General features: G+C 63.6%; 17 protein-coding genes. 12 read left to right on the top strand and 5 right to left on the bottom strand.

Annotated elements, in window-relative coordinates:
• Window positions 1–14 precede the first annotated feature (14 nt).
• Window positions 15–1,151 (bottom strand): mandelate racemase/muconate lactonizing enzyme family protein, encoded by a 1,137-nt coding sequence (locus HAP40_RS11850; protein WP_166817631.1) that lies wholly within the window; start codon window positions 1,149–1,151, stop codon window positions 15–17.
• A gap of 22 nt (window positions 1,152–1,173) precedes the next feature.
• Window positions 1,174–2,631 carry a sensor histidine kinase gene (locus HAP40_RS11855; protein ID WP_166819540.1) on the bottom strand — a complete coding sequence of 486 codons (1,458 nt, stop codon included), beginning with the start codon at window positions 2,629–2,631 and terminating at the stop codon, window positions 1,174–1,176.
• Between the two features lie 381 nt (window positions 2,632–3,012).
• Here HAP40_RS11855 and HAP40_RS11860 point away from each other — a divergent pair, with 381 nt between their 5' ends.
• The 3 genes from HAP40_RS11860 to HAP40_RS11870 all read left to right on the top strand — a co-directional run bounded on the left by HAP40_RS11860 (window position 3,013) and on the right by HAP40_RS11870 (window position 5,925).
• Window positions 3,013–4,011 (top strand): TRAP transporter substrate-binding protein, encoded by a 999-nt coding sequence (locus tag HAP40_RS11860; protein ID WP_166817630.1) that lies wholly within the window; start codon window positions 3,013–3,015, stop codon window positions 4,009–4,011.
• Between the two features lie 82 nt (window positions 4,012–4,093).
• Window positions 4,094–4,606: a TRAP transporter small permease gene (locus tag HAP40_RS11865; RefSeq protein ID WP_166817629.1), complete on the top strand. Its 513-nt coding sequence runs from the start codon at window positions 4,094–4,096 to the stop codon at window positions 4,604–4,606.
• Window positions 4,606–5,925, top strand: a complete 1,320-nt coding sequence (locus HAP40_RS11870; RefSeq protein ID WP_166817628.1) for a TRAP transporter large permease — start codon at window positions 4,606–4,608, stop codon at window positions 5,923–5,925. Before HAP40_RS11865 ends, HAP40_RS11870 begins: the two co-directional genes overlap by 1 nt.
• A 52-nt stretch (window positions 5,926–5,977) precedes the next feature.
• Here HAP40_RS11870 and HAP40_RS11875 read toward each other — a convergent pair whose 3' ends face one another.
• Window positions 5,978–7,252 carry a serine hydrolase domain-containing protein gene (locus HAP40_RS11875; RefSeq protein ID WP_166817627.1) on the bottom strand — a complete coding sequence of 425 codons (1,275 nt, stop codon included), beginning with the start codon at window positions 7,250–7,252 and terminating at the stop codon, window positions 5,978–5,980.
• Between the two features lie 174 nt (window positions 7,253–7,426).
• Between HAP40_RS11875 and HAP40_RS11880 the strand changes: the two genes are divergently transcribed.
• Both HAP40_RS11880 and HAP40_RS11885 read left to right on the top strand, forming a co-directional pair.
• Window positions 7,427–8,344 (top strand): intradiol ring-cleavage dioxygenase, encoded by a 918-nt coding sequence (locus HAP40_RS11880; RefSeq protein ID WP_166817626.1) that lies wholly within the window; start codon window positions 7,427–7,429, stop codon window positions 8,342–8,344.
• A 292-nt stretch (window positions 8,345–8,636) separates the two neighbouring features.
• Window positions 8,637–8,786, top strand: coding sequence for a hypothetical protein (locus HAP40_RS11885; protein ID WP_166817625.1), 150 nt, complete (start codon window positions 8,637–8,639; stop codon window positions 8,784–8,786).
• A 607-nt stretch (window positions 8,787–9,393) separates the two neighbouring features.
• Here HAP40_RS11885 and HAP40_RS11890 read toward each other — a convergent pair.
• Together HAP40_RS11890 and HAP40_RS11895 are read right to left on the bottom strand one after the other, a co-directional pair.
• Complete coding sequence (locus tag HAP40_RS11890) at window positions 9,394–11,130, bottom strand: bifunctional protein-serine/threonine kinase/phosphatase (RefSeq protein WP_166817624.1); 1,737 nt, start codon at window positions 11,128–11,130, stop codon at window positions 9,394–9,396.
• 60 nt (window positions 11,131–11,190) lie between these two features.
• The gene (locus HAP40_RS11895; RefSeq protein WP_166817623.1) at window positions 11,191–12,030 is read right to left on the bottom strand and encodes a formate/nitrite transporter family protein; all 840 of its coding nucleotides are present in this window, start codon (window positions 12,028–12,030) and stop codon (window positions 11,191–11,193) included.
• 102 nt (window positions 12,031–12,132) lie between these two features.
• Here HAP40_RS11895 and HAP40_RS11900 point away from each other — a divergent pair, with 102 nt between their 5' ends.
• From HAP40_RS11900 to HAP40_RS11930, 7 genes are all read left to right on the top strand, one after another.
• Window positions 12,133–12,342, top strand: coding sequence for a hypothetical protein (locus HAP40_RS11900; protein ID WP_166817622.1), 210 nt, complete (start codon window positions 12,133–12,135; stop codon window positions 12,340–12,342).
• A gap of 381 nt (window positions 12,343–12,723) precedes the next feature.
• A complete protein-coding gene (locus HAP40_RS11905) occupies window positions 12,724–14,043 on the top strand; it encodes a CmpA/NrtA family ABC transporter substrate-binding protein (RefSeq protein WP_166817621.1) in 1,320 nt (439 codons plus the stop codon).
• 60 nt (window positions 14,044–14,103) lie between these two features.
• Window positions 14,104–15,000: a nitrate ABC transporter permease gene (gene ntrB, locus HAP40_RS11910; RefSeq protein ID WP_166817620.1), complete on the top strand. Its 897-nt coding sequence runs from the start codon at window positions 14,104–14,106 to the stop codon at window positions 14,998–15,000.
• A 13-nt stretch (window positions 15,001–15,013) separates the two neighbouring features.
• Entirely contained in the window at window positions 15,014–15,808 is a 795-nt protein-coding gene (locus HAP40_RS11915) for an ABC transporter ATP-binding protein (RefSeq protein WP_166817619.1), read from the top strand.
• A gap of 338 nt (window positions 15,809–16,146) precedes the next feature.
• Entirely contained in the window at window positions 16,147–17,538 is a 1,392-nt protein-coding gene (locus HAP40_RS11920) for an MFS transporter (RefSeq protein ID WP_166817618.1), read from the top strand.
• A 121-nt stretch (window positions 17,539–17,659) separates the two neighbouring features.
• On the top strand, window positions 17,660–18,088 hold the full coding sequence (locus HAP40_RS11925) for a globin family protein (RefSeq protein ID WP_166817617.1): 429 nt from the start codon (window positions 17,660–17,662) through the stop codon (window positions 18,086–18,088).
• Between the two features lie 10 nt (window positions 18,089–18,098).
• Window positions 18,099–19,307, top strand: a complete 1,209-nt coding sequence (locus HAP40_RS11930; protein WP_166817616.1) for an NAD(P)/FAD-dependent oxidoreductase — start codon at window positions 18,099–18,101, stop codon at window positions 19,305–19,307.
• Window positions 19,308–19,331 lie beyond the last annotated feature (24 nt).

A 19,331-nucleotide genomic window follows, 5' to 3' on the forward strand; every position in this document is an offset into this window, starting at 1 on the left:
GGTTTCCTTCAATGTCATTGATCCGCGGCGAACCTTGCCAGCGCCTCGCGATCGACGTCGATCCCGAGTCCCGGCCCGTCGGGCACCCGCACGATGCCTCCCGCGTGCTCGATCGGCTGCTTCAGGATCGCCTGCCGGATCGGATGCTCGGTGCGGTCGAACTCGAGCATCGGCGCGAGCGGCGCCAGCGAGGTCGGCGTATGCGACGGCAGCACGGCCAGGAGCTGGAGCGAGGCGGCGATCGCGATCCCGGTGCCCCAGACATGAGGATTGTAGCGGATGCCGAACGCTTCGCTCATGTCGGCGATCTTCTTGCATTCGGAAAGGCCGCCGGCCGCGCAGGTGTCCGGCTGGGCGATGTCGAGCGCGTGCGCGGCGAACAGATCGCGGAAGCCGAAGCGCGTGAACTCGCACTCGCCGCCCGCAATGGGGATCGTCAGGGCGGACTTCACCGCGCGATAGCCTGCAATGTCCTCCGGTGGCACCGGCTCCTCGAACCATCCGATGTCGTAGCGCTCGATCATGCGGCCGAGCCGAATCGCGGCGACGGCGTCAAAGGCATGGTTCGCATCGACCATCAGCGCGACATCGGGGCCGACCGCCTCGCGGACCGCGCGTGTCGCCGCGGCATCCTCGTCGATGCCGAACCCGACCTTCAGTTTCACGGCGCGGAATCCTTCGGCAGCGTATCCAGCGGCTTCCTCCGCCAGGTATTTGAGCGGATCGCCCGATCTGCGCCGGTAGAGGCCGGTCGCATAGGCGGCAACCTCCGTGCGCGCCGCGCCGCCGAGGAGCTGATGCACCGGCGCGCCGAAATGCTTGCCCTTGATGTCCCACAGCGCGATGTCGATGCCGCTCAGCCCCTGGATCACGACGCCCTTCTGGCCGTGATCGCGCAGGCGTGCGTAGACCATCTGCCACACGACGTCGGTGCGCAATGGATCCTCGCCGATCAGCCATGGCGCGACGCTCTGTACGACGGCCGCCGTCATCCGGGCCGGTCCGTAGCATTCACCCCAGCCGGTCAAGCCTGCGTCGGTCGAGATCTCGACCAGCATCGCGGTGCGCGTGTCGTACCAGGCCCGCGAATAGGCGAAGGGCTGCGAGAGCCTGGCTTCGAGGATGTGCGCGCGTACATGGGTGATCTTCATTGCCGATATCCCTTTCGTCCGTTCACAGCGCCTCGTCCGGCGTGCAGATCACCGTGCAGACGACGCCGCGCGGCAGGAAGTCCACGGTTGCCTCACCGCCGAGCTGGTCGCGCGCGCTGCGCTCGATCAGGCGCGAGCCGAAGCCGCGCTGCACGGGGGCCGTCACCGGCGGTCCGCCCATCTCGGTCCAGATCAGCCGCAGCCGCGGCTTGGGCGCTTCAGTGATGACCTCCCAGTCCAGCGTCACCCGGCCGGTCTCGTTGGACAATGCGCCGTACTTCGCGGCGTTGGTGGCGATCTCATGCAGGATCATCGACAGCACCACGGCGAGCCTCGGCGACAGCGGCGCGGCGGGTCCGGCCATGCGGATGCGGTCGGGATTGCTCAGCACGAACGGCTGGAGCACGCGGGCGATCACGTCGCGGAGCTCGGAGCCCGCCCATTTCTCCTGGCTCAGCAGATTATGTGCCTCGGCCAGCGCGCCGAGCCGTCCCTCGAACTTCGTCCGCTCGTCGCGGCTGGCGCTGCGGAAAGTCTGCACCGCGATCGCCTGCATCAAGGCCAGCGTGTTCTTGACGCGATGGTTGAGCTCATCGATCAGGAGATTGTGCAGCATCTCGCCGCGCGCGATCGTGGTCGCCATCCGCACCGCAAAGGTCAGGCCGGTCAGCAGCAGGATGCCGCCGATCAGGCTGGTGATGGCGATGTTGCGCCAGAGCGGCGCGATCAGCGAGCTCTCGGCGACGCCGGCCACGACCGTCCAGCCGGTCAGTTGCGACCTGGTGAAGGCGGAGGACAGCGCGACCCCGTCGAGCGAAACGCTCGAAAGGGCGGCCTCCGGAGAACGAGACATGGCATCGTAGAGCGTGCCGGAGGCCTGCTTGCCGATCGTCTCGCTCGGATTCGGCACGCGCGCGAACACGACGCCCTTGGTGTCGAGCAGGGACACCGTCCAGAGCTCATCGGGCCGCTGCTTCTCCACCAGCTGCTGAAAGATGCTGATCGGCGGGCTGAAGCAGAGATCGTAGATCACTTCGCCGTCGCGGAATACAGGAACCTCGACGGTAATCACCCGCCGCCCGTTGATCGCGCCGATGAACAGGTCGGAATATTGCGGCGACCTGGTCGCGAACACCTTTTCGACGATCTCGACATGGCCGCGTCGCGGCAGGCTTGCAGTGTCTTCCGTAGCCGAGGAAAACAGGAGCCGGCCCTTGCGGTCGGAGATCAGCACCAGCCCGCCCTTGCCGTACTGCTCGACAAAACCGAGCGCGATGCGGCGGAAGTTCTGGAAGTCGTCGTTGCGCAGCGAGTTCGTCAGCGCGAGGACCTGCAAACCGCCTGTCATGCGCTGGACCTCCGAGTCCAGCACGAGGCGCATGCTACGCACGTTCTCCAGCACGCGGCGGGTCGCGTCACTTCGGTCCTGCCTGTAATTGTAGACGGCGATGCCGACCGCGAACACGATCAGCGGCAACATCGTTCCCGCGACCAGGAGAGCGAGCCGGACCGGCAGGGTGAGCTTGGACAAACGTGGATTTCCCGGCGCCGGCGCGACGGCGCCGGACAGCCGAAGCATAGAGCACTAACGGCATTGCGCCACTGCACAATTGGTCATGAACCGTCTCCGCTCCCGCGCTCCGGAAGCGGGCGGGAAGGTGAAAGTTGCAGTGCAATAGATGATGTGAGCGCGGTCCTGCGTCGAACTGTATCAGCAGGACGGCTCATCATTGTCCACGCCATGCATCGGAATTGGCTTCCGTCCCGCCGCAGTTTTTCATACCCTCCCTGAACGCCGGCCGTAGACCGGCTGCGCTCACGCCCCGGCGACAGGGGTGGAGCATCAAAGGGAGGGGAGACTATGAAGCGAAGGTCATTTCTCGCTGGTGTCGGGGCGACCACTGCGGCGGCTGCGATCGGCATTCCGTCGATCCTCAGGGCACAGGCACCGATCACGCTGAACGGCGCAGTCCAGTTCAACGACGACCATGCCTTCAACCGGGCGTTGCTCCGGTTCGAGGAGCTGGTGAAGAAGTATTACGGCAAGCCCGTCAACTTCACACTGCACAGGAACTCTTCGCTCGGCCTCGAGAAGCAGTATTTCGAGTACATGTCGCAAGGCAAGGCGGTCGATTACGGCATCGTCTCGCCGGCCCACATGTCGACCTTCGCCAAGGCGGCCCCGTTCATCGATGCGCCATTCGTGTTCAAGGGCATCGAGCACATGAACAAGGTCGTCGAGGCCAATATCCTGGCGCCGGTCGCCGATGAGGTCGCTGCGAAGGCCGAGGTGGTTCTGATCGGTTATGCCGGCGGTGGCATCCGCAACATCTTCGCCAACAAGCCGCTCAAGAATCTCGCCGATCTCAAGGGGCTCAAGGTTCGCGTGCAGGGCGCACCGATCTGGTCGAAGACCTTCGCGGCCGTCGGCATGAGCCCGACGGTGATCGCCTATAACGAAATCTACAACGCGATCCAGAACGGCGTGATATCGGCCGGCGAGAACGAGGCGGCCGGCGTCGAGGCGATGAAGTTCTACGAAGTCGCTCCGCATCTCAACCTGACCCAGCATGCCGTGTCGATCCGGCCGATCTGCTTCTCGGTGAAGACGCTGAAGACCTTGCCGAAGGATTTGCAGGACGCCATCATGAAAGCGGGTAAGGAGGCCGGCGATTACGGCCGTCAGCTCGAATCGAGCGAAGAGGTCGTCAAGCTCGACACGCTCGAGAAGTCCGGCAAGCTCAAGCGCGTTCCCTTCGAGGAGCGCGACGCCATGAAGAAGCTCGCCGACCCCGTGATGGCGACCTACGCCAAGGAAATCGGCGCGGAAGGCATTTTCGAGAAGATCAACGTCGTCTGAGGTCGCCCTGTCCGCCGACACCATTCCGGGCAGGCCCCGCTTCCTGCCCGGACCTGGCGGATGAGCGCCGCACGGAGTCCCAATGTCTGACATGCCCGTCCCGTCCACACCGTCGCTGTGGCGCCGCGTCACGGCGGCCTATGCGAAATTGCTGCAATTCCTGCTGGCCGCCTGCGTCGGCATTCTGGTCATCCCGGTCACGCTGCAAATCGTCTCGCGCTACACGCCCTTCATCCCGTCCTATATCTGGACGGAGGAGATGGCGCGGTTCCTGTTCGTCTGGACGATCATGATCGGGGCCATGGTCGGGGTGCGGGAGGCGCAACATTTCGAGGTCGACGTGTGGCCCGACCTGTCGCGGCGGTCGGAGGCTGCGGTGCGGATCCTGGCGCGGCTCGGCGTGCTGGCGCTGGCGCTGGTGTTCGTATCGGCCGGTCTGGAGTTCACACGCTTTGCCTGGAACAGGACGTCGGAGCTGGCCGATCTGCCGCTTTGGCTGATTCACGTCGCCTGGCCCGTAGCCGGCGTGACGTGGATCGTCTTTGCGGGTGAACAGATCGTTGATGAAGTGCGGGTTCTGGTTGGGGCAAAGTGATGGGCGGCAATGTACTCTCGGCCGGACAGGCCGCGTTGGTGCTGTTCGGTGTCTTCGTCGGCCTGCTCATCGTGCGGGTGCCGGTCGCCTTCGCGCTCGGCCTTGCCTGTGTGCCGATCCTTCTGATCGAGCCTCATCTCTCGATGATGATGCTCGCGCAGGAAACCTTCAACGCCTACAATTCATTCATCCTGCTTGCGGTGCCGTTCTTCCTCTTGACGGCGAACCTGATGAGCATCGGCGGCATCACCGACCGTCTGGTGGCGCTGTCGCGCTCGATGGTCGGGCACTGGCCGGGATCTCTGGCGCAGATCAACGTCGTGCTGTCGGTGTTCTTTGCCGGCATCTCGGGCTCCTCCACCGCCGACGCGGCGAGCCAGTCCAAGATCTTCATCGACGCGCAGACCAAGGAGGGCTACGACCTCTCGTTCTCCATCGCCATCACCGCGGTTTCTGCGGTGCTTGCGGTCATCATTCCACCGTCGATCCTCATGATCGTCTGGGGCGGGCTGATCTCGACCTCGATTGCGGCGATGTATCTGGCCGGCATCGTGCCGGGCCTGCTGATCGCGGGCGCACAGATGGCGACCGTGCACGTCTACGCGGTGCGCCGCGGCTACCCGACCTATCCGAAGGCGACCTGGGTCGACATGCGATGCGCCATCTGGCGGTCGATACCGGCGCTGATGACGCCGTTCATTATCGTTGGCGGCATTCTGCTCGGCTGGTTCACCGCGACCGAGTCCGCCTGTGTCGCGGTGCTGTATTCCGTCGCGCTCTCCGCGTTCTTCTACCGCGAGACAGGGATACGCGAATTGTACAAGGCCTTGCTCGATACCGGGCGACTTGCCGGCGTGGCTCTGTTCTGCGTCGGCACCGCCAGCGCGTTCGGCTGGCTGCTGGCCTACTACAAGATTCCGCAGGAGCTGCTGGCCAACGTCTCGACATGGGGCATGGGTACGGTCACGGCCGGCTTCTTCATCGCCTTCTGCTTTCTGGTGGTGGGCTGCTTCCTGGATGCCATCCCGGCCATCGTCATCGTCGGCACCGTGCTGGAGCCGCTGGCCAGGTCCGTCGATCTCCATCCGGTCCAGTTCGCGATCATCTCCATCATCTCGCTGGCCTTCGGACTGGTCACGCCGCCCTATGGTCTATGTCTGATGATCGCCTGTTCGATCGCCGGCGTGCGGCTTCGTTACGCGCTGAAGGACACGGTGATCATGCTGATCCCGATGATGCTCGTACTGGCGGCCGTCATCGTCTGGCCGAGCGTGTCGCTGTTCCTGCCGCGTCTGATCGTGCCGGAGATGCTCAAATGAGCGCGTGATGTGTGATCCCGCGACCGTTGGGCCGCGGGATCGATTCGTTTGGTTACAGATTGCTCTCGGTGATCGCAGCGTAGACTAAGCTGCGCAGCTCGCGGCGAAGCGGGTAGGCGCTCGACGGCAGCACCTGCGTCATGAAGATGGTGATCAACTCCTCGGCCGGGTCGATCCAGAACGAGGTCGTGGCCGCGCCGCCCCAATTGTACTCGCCTGCGCTTCCGGCGATCAGCGTCTCGGCCGGGCGCATGGTTACGGCAAAGCCGAGGCCGAAGCCGATGCCGTTGTAGGTCGCTTCCGAGAACAGCGAGCGCGAGACCTCGGGAAGGGCGCGTCCGCCCGGAATGTGGTTGCTCGTCATCAGCGCCAGCGTCTTCGGTCCGATCAGCCTGACGCCGCCGAGCTCGCCGCCGTTGAGCAGCGCGCGGCAGAAGGTGAGATAATCGGCGACGGTCGAGCAGAGGCCGCCGCCGCCCGAGATGAAGGAGGGCGGCGACAGGAACGAACTGGTGGTCGGATCGTCCTGCAGCGTCAGACCCTCGCGCCGCTGGCCCGCATGGAAAGTCATTCCGCCGCCTGGATCGGCGGAATAGCAGGCGGCAAAGCGATGCGCCTTGGAGGCCGGCACGTGGAAGTCGGTGTCGGTCATCCCGAGCGGATCGAGAATGCGTTGCTTCAGGAATTGCTCGAACGGCATGCCCGAGATCTTGCCGACGAGATAGCCGACCACGTCGGTCGCGACCGAATAGTTCCAGGAATCACCCGGTGAGAACTCCAGCGGAATCTTGGCAAGGGCCTCGATCATGGTCTGAAGCGTGCCTGACTTCTCGACCTCGCCGATCTTTTCGGCGCGATAGGCGGCATCGACATTGGAACGTTGCTGGAAGCCGTAGGTGAGGCCGGCGGTGTGCCGCAGGAGGTCGACGATCAGCATCGGCCGGGACGGCGGCCGGGTCAGGAAGGCCGGGGAGGTGCCGGCGACGAACACGCCAATGTCCTTCCATTCCGGAATGTATTTGGCGACCGGCTCGTCGATCGCGACAAGACCTTCCTCGACCAGCATCATGAAGGCGACGCTGGTGAGCGGCTTGGTCATGGAATAGATGCGGTAGATGGTGTCGTCCTTGACCGCCAGCTTGCGCTCGACGTCGGCAAAGCCCTGCACCGAGCTGTGTGCGACCTTGCCGCGCCGGTAGACCAGCAGATGCGTGCCCGGAAAGCGGCCGGCGCCGATGTACCGGCTCTTCAGATGCGCATCGACGCGGTCGAGGGCGGCCTTGGACATGCCCACGGATTCGGGCGAGGCGGGGGTAGGGGCAAGCATGAGTTCCTCCGGGCAGTTTGTCAGGCGTTGATAGCCGAAATGGCGGCCTCATTCCAACCGGTCGCGCTTAACGCGAGCCGGCCCGCTGGTGTAGGCTGTACCCTGGAACGCCTCCAGAAAGTCCCGGGATTCCCGAGGGGGGGCCAACGAGAAAAACGCGAGGGCAAACGCATTATGACCCAGTTCAACGAGACCGAACTCACCGAAGCCGTCGTCAAGAGCTTCGACAACACGCCCAATCCGCGCGCGAAATTCCTGCTCCAGGAATTGGTGAAGTCGCTGCACGATTTCGTGAGCAAGACGGGGCTCACCTTCGAGGAATGGGAATATGCCATCGATTTCCTCACTCGCACCGGCCAGAAATGCACCGAAACCCGGCAGGAATTCATCCTCTTGTCCGACGTGCTCGGGGTCTCCATGCTGGTCGATGCGGTCAACCACAGGGATCGCGAGGGCGCGACCCAGACCACCGTGCTCGGCCCGTTCTATGTTGGCGAGCACAAGGTGACCGCGCACGGTACCGACATCTCGCCGAACAACCAGACCGGCGAGCGGATGTTCGTGCAAAGCCGCGTCACCGACCTCAAAGGCAAGCCGCTGGCCGGCGTCCCCGTCGACGTCTGGCATGCCGATGATGACGGCTTCTATGATTCCCAGAAGCCGAACTATGACGAGGTCGGCGCGTCCGCGCGGGCGCGCTTCATCACGGATGGCGACGGCCGCTTCTTCTTCCGCACCATTCTGCCGTGCAGCTACCCGATCCCGACCGACGGTCCGGTCGGCGAGATGATCGTGCAGACCAAGCGTCATCCGATGCGCCCGGCTCATGTGCACTTCCTGGTCAATGCGAAGGGCTATGAGCCGCTGATCACCCACGTCTTCATGGACGGCGACAAATATCTGGATTCCGACGTTGTGTTCGGCGTGAAGGACGATCTCATCGCCAAGGTCGAGCCGCGGAACGATCTTGAGATGCCCGACGGCATTAAGGCAAACGGGCCGTGGCATCTGATGAGCTACGAATTCCATCTCAAGCCGGGTGGCGGGATGGCGCCGAAGCCGCTCGGGACGAAAGCGGCGGAGCCGGCATGACGGCCACCGGGTTGGTGCGGCAGCCCAGGCGCGCACGACGTCCGCTGCGTTGGCTGACACCACCCACCGGCCTGTCTACCTAAGTATGGCCACTTCATACCTGCGCGCGATGGCACCGGCCAAGGGCTTGGTGCTATCGATACATCCAGCGTGAAAAGCAACGGAACCGGCCCTGCGAGCCGGCAGTTGCGGGACAAGGCCGGCGGCGTAGCGCCCGCCGGCTTTTTTCGATCGGGCGGCAGTTGGCCGCTCGATGGATGCTAACCGCCACGGTTGTTGCAGAGAGTATGCCATGCAAAACATCGCCCATCTCCTGATGCGGTTCTGGCAGGCAAGCCAACCCGCGTCCAATCCCGAGACTGCGGAAATGGCTGAAACCCGAGATCGATCCAGCATGGCCGATTTTGTCCGGATCCTGCAGGCCTACGATCAAGCCCAGTAGGGCAGAAGTTAGGGCTTCCGCGTCAGTCCGTGATGCCGACTGCGAGCAGACCAAAGCCAAGACCTGAGACGACACGCCGCCAGGTCTTACATCGACCACGTCCATTCAAGGTATTCGGGTCGATCGCTCCAGCATTCCAAGGCTGTGCAACGCAACATGCGTGGCACGATCACCGATCATGGTTGGGAACCCATTCTTCCGCGGTCGCGTCCCAATGATGGGTGTCGTCGAAGTGTTTCCAGAGTGGCTGCTTCTGCTTGCTTCCGTCGTACTGTCGGTTTGGATGTGCGCGGAGCTGGACGACAAGCGTTCCAGCCTTCATCACCCATTCGCGAGCACTATATCGGGAGTTCCATCTGATTGCCGCGAGCATTGGATGCCTCCTTCAAAGCAAGAAGCCATCGTCACATTAGCCCGGGCCAAGAGCCCAGGCATGTAAACTATTTCACAGAAGCTCAGCATCTTCGACATTGCCGGGGCGGTCACTTCGCGGCGACCGCGAGCAAATCATCGGCTTGCCCCTTCCGCCAAAGTGGCATCAGCAGCAATTTTCGGACGATGATATTGTCGCGCGGCGGCCAGAACCTGGGGTTCCGCCCTTTGCGCCCTAACGCGCGTGCAGCAGCGCCAGCAGAACGACGACCGCGCAGGCGAGCACCGCCGAGGTCAGCTTCCAGAACATCAGCGGGCTGCGCTCCAAAAGGGGCGTGATCCGGGTGTCGAGATAGGCTGGATTGGGCGTGCGAAGCTCGAAGACGAATTCCGAGAGATCTTCGTGCCGTTTGTAGGGATCGGGATGGAGCGCACGCTTGAGCGCGCCGTCCACCCAGGCCGGCACGTTGCGGTCGTCGTCGGCCGGGCGATACTGAAGCCTGCGCACGTCCGCCTTGCGTCGGATCCTCGCGACCTGGGTGCCATAGGGCAGCTTTCCCGTCAGCATCTGGTAGCAGATCACGGCCAGCGAAAACATGTCGGAGCGCGGCGAGCCGCCCTGACCGAGAAAATACTCCGGCGCGGTGTACTGCACCGTTCCCAGGATTTCGTCCGCCGCCTCCGGCGGCGCGGCCTCCGCGACGCCGGCCACCCTGACCGATCCGAAGTCGATGATCTTGGCGGTGCCGGTCTTGTCGATCAGGATGTTGTCGGGCCTGAGATCCTGATGCAGCATCTCCATGCGGTGGAAGGCGCGAAGGCCCGCGGCGATCTGCTCGATCAGGCCGCGGACGGTTTCGAGATCGGGGTGCGGATTGTCGGTCATCCACTGCCTCAAGGTCCGGCCCTCGACGAATTCGGTCGCAACGTAGAGGTAGCTGCGCCGCTTCGACTGCGACAGCGGCTTCAATACATGCGGACTGTCGATGCGGCGCGCGATCCACTCCTCCATCAGGAAACGCTTGAGATAGGCGGCATTGTCGCGCAGGTCGATCGACGGAAGCTTGAGCGCAACCGGCTCCTCGGTCTCCACATCCAAGGCGAGATAAATATGGCTGCGGCTGCTGCCGTGAATTTCGCGCACAATGCGGTAGCCGTCCAGGATCGCGCGGGGCTCCGGCAGCGGAGGCAACGGCAATTGTGAGGTCTGATTGAAGATTCCGGCTGGCTCGCGCTGGGGCACCGCGTCGATCCGCAGGATCTGGACCGTGATGTTGTCATCGCTGCCGCGCCGGTAGGCTTCCTCGACGATCGCCTTGGCCGCCCCGTCGAGCTCGGCTGCATGCTCGTTCAGCGCGCTCGTCACGAAGCGCGCGTCGACGAATTCGTAGGCGCCGTCGGTCGCCAGCAGGAAGGTGTCGCCGGCTTCGATCTCGAAGGCCTGGTAGTCGATCTCGAGCTGCGGATTGATGCCGAGCGCGCGGCCGAGATAGGTCTGCTCCGAGGAGACGATGATCCGGTGATCGTCGGTCAGCTGCTCGAGCGCCTTGCCAGCGACGCGGTAGACGCGGCAATCGCCGACATGGAAGATGTGCGCAGTGGTCGCCTTGATGACCATGGCGCTGAGGGTGCAGACATAGCCCTTGTCGCGGTCATAGGCATATTGGCTCTTGCGCGTCTGCGCATGCAGCCAGGAATTGGTGGCGTCGAGCACGCGGCGGGCGGACGTCTTCACGGTCCAGGATTCCGACGTGCAGTAATAGTCCATCAGGAAGCTCTTGACCGCCGACTCGCTGGCGATCTGGCTCACTGCGCTCGAGGAGATGCCGTCGGCGAGGACGGCCGCGATGCCCTTCAGGCTGAGCAGCGGCTCCTCCGGAATGAGGACGCCGTGAAAATCCTGGTTGATGGGCTTGCGGCCCTTGTCGGAATGCTGGCCGACCGAGATCAGGAGACCGGGGGGCATCGTCATCACCGGGAGAGAGGAGCCTCACCCTGGCCGGGCGAGGCTCCCCTGTCGAGACGTGTTTGATCAGGCTGCAACGCGGGGCTTCGCGACCTTGTCGACCTGGCGCTTCGGCTTGGTCATGACATGCGTGGTGTAGAGAGTCATGCCGGTGAAGGCGAGGCCGCCGACGAGGTTGCCGAGCACGGTCGGGATCTCGTTCCAGATCAGGTAGTCCATGATCGAGAACTTCGCGCCGAGCATCAGGCCTGACGGGAACAGGAACATGTTCACCACGGAATGCTCGAACACCATGTAGAAGAACACCAGGATCGGCATCCACATCGCGATGACCTTGCCGGGGACCGAGGTCGAGATCATGGCACCGACGACGCCGGTCGAGACCATCCAGTTGCAGAGCATGCCGCGCAGGAACAGCGTCGCCATGCCGGCCGCGCCGTGGGCGGCATAGCCGAGAGTTCGGCCTTCACCGATATTGCCGATGGCCGCACCGACCTTGTCGGGCGCCTGGGTGAAGCCGAATGTCGTGACGAAGGCCATCATGAAGGCCACGGTGAAGGCGCCGGCGAAATTGCCGACAAAGACGAGGCCCCAATTGCGCAGCACGCCGCCAAGGGTGACACCCGGACGCTTGTCGATCAGCGCGAGCGGCGAGAGCACGAACACGCCGGTCAGGAGGTCGAAGCCCAGGAGGTACAGCATGACGAAGCCGACGGGAAATAGAAGCGCGCCGACCAGCGGCTGGCCCGTGTTCACGTTGATCGTCACGGCGAACCAGGCCGCGAGCGCCAGGATGGCGCCGGCCATGTAGGCGCGGATGATGGTATCCCGGGTGGACATGAAGATCTTGGACTCGCCTGCATCCACCATCTTGGTGACGAATTCCGAAGGCGCGAGATACGACATCAATGGTTCCTTTGCTTCGTAAGTGAGATCGACACACCCTCCAGCGAGAGCGCGGCTGAACGTCTTGGGCCGTGCGGGCCGGCCTGCCGCGCACGAGAGCTATTGGAAAGTCTGGAAGCCTTGAGGATCGAAGCCCTTGGGAATCGCGTCACGACGACCGAGAGAGCCGCGAAGCAGTCGGGCTTCCGGAATGCAGCCGCCAGCGGCTGCAGCAATGCGGCAAAGCCGCAGGTCTTCGTTGACGACAACGAGGAAAGCAAGTTGCGTGCCGTCTCGGGCCGCCTGAAAAAGTTAGTGATATCAACGGGATGAGTATCCGCCCGGATAGTTTCTGATGCGCCCTCCGGCCTGTTGCATGAGCTAATGCACAAGCTTTGTGCGCCGCACAAAGATTGAGCAGGCAGCAAATTCCGCGAGCGGAAAGGGTCTGCGTCAGTCTGGCGCATGCCGCTTAAGAATATGATTTTTCTTCGCTTTTTCCGTCGTCAGCCTTGGCATGAAGCTTGAATAGTTCCATGTCGACGCCATTGAAGCCGTCCCGCGAGACTTCTCATCCGACTTGCCGACGCCACCAGACGGGGGTCCCCCCGTCGTGCGTTCGCATGCGCCAAAGACGGCGCCGCCGGACGGACGGGCTGCTCGTGTGCACTGACGCCAATCAATTCTGCAACGATGCAAAGGACGACACTGCCTATGACCAAGCGCACCCGCCGGCCCTCGGAAACGACTGGCCTGAGCCGCCGTCAATTGTTGAAAGCCGCCGGTTCGACCGCCGCACTTCTCGCCGCAGCAAAACTGAATTTCCCCGCCGGCGCCTTCGCGCAGGATGCTGGCCCCGAGGTCAAGGGCGCCAAGCTCGGCTTCATCGCACTGACCGATGCGACCCCGCTATTCGTCGCGAAGGAGAAGGGCATCTTCGCCAAATACGGCATGCCCGATGTCGAGGTGCAGAAACAGGCCTCGTGGGGCACCACGCGCGACAACCTCGTGCTCGGCTCGGAAGGCAACGGCATCGACGGCGCGCATATTCTTACCCCGATGCCGTATCTGATCTCGGCCGGCAAGGTGACACAGAACAACCAGCCGACGCCGATGTACATCCTGGCCCGGTTGAATCTGAACGGTCAGTGCATCTCGGTTGCCAAGGAATATGCAGACCTCAAGGTCGGAATCGACACCGCGCCCTTCAAGACCGCGCTTGAGAAGAAGAAGGCCGGCGGCAAGGCGGTGAAGGCCGCGATGACCTTCCCGGGCGGCACGCATGATCTTTGGATCCGCTACTGGCTCGCCGCCGGCGGCATCGACCCCGACAAGGACATCGAGACCATCGTGGTGCCGCCGCCGCAGATGGTCGCCAACATGAAGGTTGGCACCATGGATTGCTTCTGCGTCTGCGAGCCCTGGAATCTCCAGCTCATCCACCAGAACATCGGCTACACCGCGATCACCACTGGCGAACTCTGGGACAAGCATCCCGAAAAGTCGTTCGGCATGCGTGCGGCCTGGGTCGACAAATACCCGAAGGCGGCGAAGGCGTTGCTGATGGCGGTGATGGAAGCCCAGCAATGGGCGGAGAAGACAGAGAACCGCGAGGAAGCCGCGGTGATCTGCGCCAAGCGCCAGTGGATCAACTGTCCGGTCGAGGACATCACCGACCGCATGAAGGGCAAGTTCGATTACGGCACCGGCCGCGTCGTCGACAACTCGCCGCAGCAGATGCGCTTCTGGAAGGACAACGCCTCCTATCCCTACCAGAGCCACGACCTCTGGTTCCTTACCGAGGACATTCGCTGGGGCAAGTACGAGCCTGGCTTCGACACCAAGGCGCTGATCGCCAAGGTCAACCGCGAGGACCTCTGGAAGGATGCGGCCAAGACGCTCGGCGTCGCGGCCGCCGAGATTCCGGCCTCGACCTCGCGCGGCAAGGAGACCTTCTTCGACGGCAAGGTGTTCGATCCGGAAAATCCGGCTGCCTATCTGAAGTCGCTCGCGATCAAGCGTGTCGAAGTCTGATGGAGCCAGCGGCCGCCTTCGGGCGGCCGCATCGTCTTTTGCAGCCGGAGAGATATTGCGATGAGCATGACTGCCGCCAAGATTGAGATTGAAGCTGCGACGCCCGCGGCCAGTGCCGCGCCGGTCGTCGCGATGACGCCAAAGCGCCCGCCGCGCAGCGAGACTTACGCACGCATGGCGCGGGAGACCGCCGTGCGCGTGATCCCACCGCTGGTCGTGATCGCGCTGCTCACACTCGTGTGGGAGCTGGTCTGCCGCCGCGCCGGCTCGGCGCTGCCGCCGCCATCCAAGGTGTTCAGTGACACCAAGGAATTGATCTTCGATCCGTTCTTCGACCGTGGCGGCATAGACAAGGGGCTATTCTGGCATCTCTCTGCCAGTCTCCAGCGCGTCGCACTCGGCTATTCGCTCTCGGCGGTCGCCGGCATCGCGCTCGGTGTGCTCGTGGGACAGTCGGTCTGGGCCATGCGCGGGCTCGATCCGCTGTTCCAGGTGCTGCGCACCATTCCGCCGCTGGCCTGGCTGCCGCTGTCGCTCGCGGCGTTCCGCGACGGCCAGCCCTCGGCGATCTTCGTCATCTTCATCACCTCGATCTGGCCGATCATCATCAACACCGCGGTCGGCATCCGGAACATCCCGCAGGACTATCGCAACGTCGCCGCGGTGGTGCAGCTCAATCCGCTCGAGTTCTTCGGCAAGATCATGATTCCGGCGGCGGCGCCCTACATCTTCACGGGCCTTCGCATCGGCATCGGCCTGTCCTGGCTCGCCATCATCGCCGCTGAAATGCTGATCGGCGGGGTCGGCATCGGCTTCTTCATCTGGGACGCCTGGAACTCCTCGCATATCAGCGAGATCATCCTGGCACTGTTCTATGTCGGCATCGTCGGCTTTGTGCTCGACCGCCTGATCGCAAGCCTCGGCAGGTTCGTCACCCGCGGCACCGCGCAGAACTGAAGGGGAGGATCACATGACCGCCTATCTGAAGCTCGACCACATCGACAAGGTCTTCACCCGCGGCGCCGCCACCACGGAGGTGCTCAAGGAGATCAACCTCACGATCGACAAGGGCGAGTACGTCTCGATCATCGGCCATTCCGGTTGCGGCAAGTCGACCCTGCTCAACATCATCGCAGGCCTGACCAACGCCAGCACCGGCGGCGTGCTGCTGGAGAACCGTGAGGTGAATTCGCCGGGGCCGGATCGCGCCGTGGTGTTCCAGAACCACAGCCTGCTGCCGTGGCTGACCGTCTACGAGAACGTCAGGCTCGGCGTCGACAAGGTCTTTGCCAGGACCAAGTCCCGCGCCGAGCGCGACGCCTGGGTGATGCACAATCTCAACCTCGTGCAGATGGCGCATGCCAGGGACAAGCGCCCATCCGAAATCTCCGGCGGCATGAAGCAGCGCGTCGGCATAGCGCGGGCGCTGGCCATGGAGCCGAAGGTGCTGCTGCTGGATGAGCCGTTCGGCGCACTGGACGCGCTGACCCGCGCACACCTACAGGACTCCGTGATGGCGCTGCATCAGAAGCTCGGCAACACCATCCTGATGATCACCCACGACGTCGACGAGGCCGTGCTGCTGTCCGACCGCATCGTGATGATGACGAACGGGCCGAGCGCGCGCATCGGCGAGGTGCTGGAGGTGCCGCTGGCGCGGCCGCGCAAGCGGCTCGAGCTTGCGACCAGCGCCACTTATCTGAAGTGCCGGCAGCGCGTGCTCGAATTCCTCTATGAGCGTCATCGCTTCGTAGAGGCCGCGTAAACCAAAGTTTATTGCGCGATTGCATCGCGCCTAATTTTGAATCATCAAGCTCAATCCTTGTGCGCCGCACAAGGATTGAGCGAATCGCAAAATTTGCATGCGGAAATGGCGTGCGAAAATTTCGGGCAATACGAATAAGTCCCTGAATTTCCTGTATTTCCTGATCGAGTGCAGTTGGCACGGAAATTGAAATACCTTGTCCGACGCCAACGACGACGTCCCTCAACATCATCAATCACCATCGTGAACTCGCCACCGGGGTGAAGCCTCGGAGCGCGCCTCCTTGGCCGGAGGCTGAGCCTGCAACGATGCAGCGGTGAGCCTGGAAGGGATACTCAATGACGAAGAATCCGACTCTGAACTCCACTTGGATTTCAGACTGGCGCCCCGAAGATGAGGCGTTCTGGAATGCGACTGGCAAGACCATCGCGCGACGCAACCTGATCTGGTCGATCGTGGCCGAGCATATCGGCTTCTCGGTCTGGCTGATCTGGAGCATCGTCACCACCAAGCTGCCGCAGGCGGGCTTCCATTACACCACCGACCAGCTGTTCCAGCTCGTCGCGGTGCCGGGCCTGATCGGCGCCTTGATGCGCTTTCCCTACACTTTCGCAGTGACGACGTTCGGCGGCCGCAACTGGACCATCTTCAGCGCGGCAATCCTGTTCATTCCGACCTTGTCGCTTGCCTATTTCGTGAGCCAGCCCGACACGCCGTTCTGGCTGATGCTGCTGGTCGCCTCGACCGCCGGTCTCGGCGGCGGCAATTTCGCCTCCAGCATGACCAACATCTCCTTCTTCTTCCCCGATCGGATGAAGGGATGGGCGCTCGGCCTCAACGCCGCCGGCGGCAATATCGGTGTCTCCAGCGTCCAGCTCTTGACCCCGATCCTGATGACGCTGGCCGTCTTCAACCTGTTCCAGGCAACGCCCGTCGACGGCATCTTCCTCCAGAATGCCGGCCTGATGTGGGTGCTGCCGATCGCGATCGCGGTGTTCGGCGCCGTGTTCTTCATGAACAACCTCACCACGGCGAAATCGTCAGTGAAGAACCAGCTCGCGATCGTGAAGCGCAAGCACACCTGGATCATGGCGTATCTCTATATCGGCACGTTCGGATCCTTCATCGGCTACTCCGCCGCGTTCCCGCTGCTGATCAAGACCCAGTTCCCTACCGTGACCATCTCGATCGCTTTCCTCGGCCCGTTGGTCGGCTCGCTGTCGCGGCCGCTCGGCGGCTGGCTGGCCGACAAGGTCGGTGGCTCGATCATCACTTTCTGGAACTTGATCGCGATGGCGGCGGCGACGGTCGGCGTGCTCTACTTCGTCGGGCACAAGGACTTCACCGGCTTCCTGGCGATGTTCCTGATCCTGTTCGTGACGACGGGCATTGGCAACGGCTCGACCTATCGCATGATCCCCTCGATCTTCCGCGAGGAGAACCTGTTCAAGGTGCGCGGCAAGGGCGATGCGGCTCGCGCGCTGGCGCTCAAGACGGCCAGCATCGAGAGCGGCGCGGCGGTCGGCTTCATCGGTGCCATCGGCGCGGTCGGCGGCTATCTGATCCCGACCGGTTTCGGCAAGTCGATCGCCATGACCGGCGGGCCGCAGCTTGCGCTCGCGGTCTATCTCGCCTTCTACGCCTCCTGCCTCGCTTTGACCTGGTGGTTCTACCTGCGTCGCAGCCCGCAGGGTGAGGGCGCGTCAAGCCTTGCGGAGGCGCGAGTCTGACATTGGTACGAATCTCGCTTCTCCCCGTACGCGGGGAGAAGGCTCTCTGATGACGTTTGACCCATGAACCTTGTCCGCAACGGCGCGGACGAAGGCAGACCGAAACAGACAGGAGAACATCATGACGCCCGAACAGATCGCCCTCATCCAGCAGAGCTTTTCCAAGGTCGCGCCGGTATCGGAGCAAGCCGCGGTTTTGTTCTACGATCGCTTGTTCGAGGTGGCGCCGTCGGTGCGCGCGATGTTTCCCGAAGACATGACCGAGCAGCGCAAGAAGCTGATGGGCATGCTCGCCGCCGTCGTCGGTGGCCTGTCGAACCTGGACTCGATTCTTCCCGCGGCCTCCGCGCTCGCCAAGCGCCACGTCGCCTACGGCGCCACGGCCGAGCACTATCCCGTGGTCGGCGCGACGTTGCTGTGGACCCTGGAGAAGCGTCTTGGCGAGGCCTGGACGCCCGAACTCGCAAAGGCCTGGACCGATGCCTACGGCGTGCTGTCCGGCTTTATGACGTCTGAGGCCTACGGCGCGCAGCCGCAGGCCGCTGAATAGGAGATGCCTCGTGAGTGAACCGCTGGTCATCGTCGGTAACGGTATGGCGGCCGCGCGTCTGGTCGACGAGCTCGCCAAGTCCGCGCTCGGCCGCTACGCGGTCGCCGTCATCGGCGAGGAGCCGCGGCTCGCTTACAATCGCGTGCTGCTCTCCTCGGTGCTGGCCGGCGAGACCGGGTCGCACGAGATCGAGCTGCGGCCGGCCGGTTGGTGGCGCCACCGCGGCGTCACGGTGCGCTACGGCTATCGCGTCACCGAGATCGATGTCGGTCGCCGCGAGCTGAAGATCGAAGGCGAAGAGAGCATGGAATATTCCAAGCTCGTGCTCGCCACGGGATCGACGCCGCTGCGGCTCAACCTGCCGGGCGCCGATCTCGCCGGCGTTCACACGTTTCGCGATACGCGCGACGTCGACCTGCTTCTGACGCTGGCAGCTGCGAAGAAGCGCGTCGTGGTGGTCGGCGGCGGCCTGCTTGGGTTGGAGGCGGCTTACGGCCTCGCCAAGGCCGGTGCGCCGGTGACGCTGCTGCATCTGATGGACCGGCTGATGGAGCGTCAGCTCGATGGGCCGGCTGCCGATCTGCTCAAGACGCTGGTCGAGCGCAAGGGGATCCGCATCCAGCTCAATGCCTCAACCGCCCGCATCCATGGCGATGGTCACGTCGAGGCCGTCGAGCTCGCCGACGGCGGCCGCATCGAGGCCGATGCCGTGATCTTCGCGGCCGGCATCAAGCCGAACGTGGCGCTCGCCAAGGAGGCCGGCATCGCGGTCAACCGCGGCGTCGTCGTCAACGACGTGATGCAGACCTCCTCATCGGACATTTTTGCGCTCGGCGAATGTGCCGAGCATCGCGGCACCTGCTATGGCCTGGTCGAGCCGGCCTATGAGCAGGCGCGGGTGCTGGCGCGGCATCTGGCCGGCCGTCCCGCCGCCTATCAGGGCAGCGTGGTCTCGACCAACCTGAAGGTCTCCGGCGTCAGCGTGTTCTCGGCCGGAGACTTCATGGGCAGCGAGAGCCTCGTGCTGTCCGACCGCAGGCGTGGCACCTACAAGAAGCTCGTCGTCGCCGACGGACGGCTCACCGGCGCCGTGCTGATCGGCGATACCGTCGATGCGCTCTGGTATCTCGAGCTGATCCGCAATCGCGACAAGGTCGCGGCGATCCGCACCGACATGATGTTCGGCCGCGCGCTGGCGCGTCCCTCAAAGGCGGCTTGATACGCCAGCTTGATAAGGCAGCTC

It is taken from the genome of Bradyrhizobium sp. 1(2017) (genome assembly GCF_011602485.2).
Classification (GTDB): domain Bacteria; phylum Pseudomonadota; class Alphaproteobacteria; order Rhizobiales; family Xanthobacteraceae; genus Bradyrhizobium.

Bases quoted from the DNA above. Each gene is read 5' to 3' on its own strand.
- HAP40_RS11850 (WP_166817631.1), bottom strand. From the start codon at position 1,151: ATGAAGATCACCCATGTACGCGCGCACATCCTCGAAGCCAGGCTCTCG.
- HAP40_RS11855 (WP_166819540.1), bottom strand. From the start codon at position 2,631: ATGTTGCCGCTGATCGTGTTCGCGGTCGGCATCGCCGTCTACAATTAC.
- HAP40_RS11860 (WP_166817630.1), top strand. From the start codon at position 3,013: ATGAAGCGAAGGTCATTTCTCGCTGGTGTCGGGGCGACCACTGCGGCG.
- HAP40_RS11865 (WP_166817629.1), top strand. From the start codon at position 4,094: ATGTCTGACATGCCCGTCCCGTCCACACCGTCGCTGTGGCGCCGCGTC.
- HAP40_RS11870 (WP_166817628.1), top strand. From the start codon at position 4,606: ATGGGCGGCAATGTACTCTCGGCCGGACAGGCCGCGTTGGTGCTGTTC.
- HAP40_RS11875 (WP_166817627.1), bottom strand. From the start codon at position 7,252: ATGCTTGCCCCTACCCCCGCCTCGCCCGAATCCGTGGGCATGTCCAAG.
- HAP40_RS11880 (WP_166817626.1), top strand. From the start codon at position 7,427: ATGACCCAGTTCAACGAGACCGAACTCACCGAAGCCGTCGTCAAGAGC.
- HAP40_RS11885 (WP_166817625.1), top strand. From the start codon at position 8,637: ATGCAAAACATCGCCCATCTCCTGATGCGGTTCTGGCAGGCAAGCCAA.
- HAP40_RS11890 (WP_166817624.1), bottom strand. From the start codon at position 11,130: ATGACGATGCCCCCCGGTCTCCTGATCTCGGTCGGCCAGCATTCCGAC.
- HAP40_RS11895 (WP_166817623.1), bottom strand. From the start codon at position 12,030: ATGTCGTATCTCGCGCCTTCGGAATTCGTCACCAAGATGGTGGATGCA.
- HAP40_RS11905 (WP_166817621.1), top strand. From the start codon at position 12,724: ATGACCAAGCGCACCCGCCGGCCCTCGGAAACGACTGGCCTGAGCCGC.
- ntrB (WP_166817620.1), top strand. From the start codon at position 14,104: ATGAGCATGACTGCCGCCAAGATTGAGATTGAAGCTGCGACGCCCGCG.
- HAP40_RS11915 (WP_166817619.1), top strand. From the start codon at position 15,014: ATGACCGCCTATCTGAAGCTCGACCACATCGACAAGGTCTTCACCCGC.
- HAP40_RS11920 (WP_166817618.1), top strand. From the start codon at position 16,147: ATGACGAAGAATCCGACTCTGAACTCCACTTGGATTTCAGACTGGCGC.
- HAP40_RS11925 (WP_166817617.1), top strand. From the start codon at position 17,660: ATGACGCCCGAACAGATCGCCCTCATCCAGCAGAGCTTTTCCAAGGTC.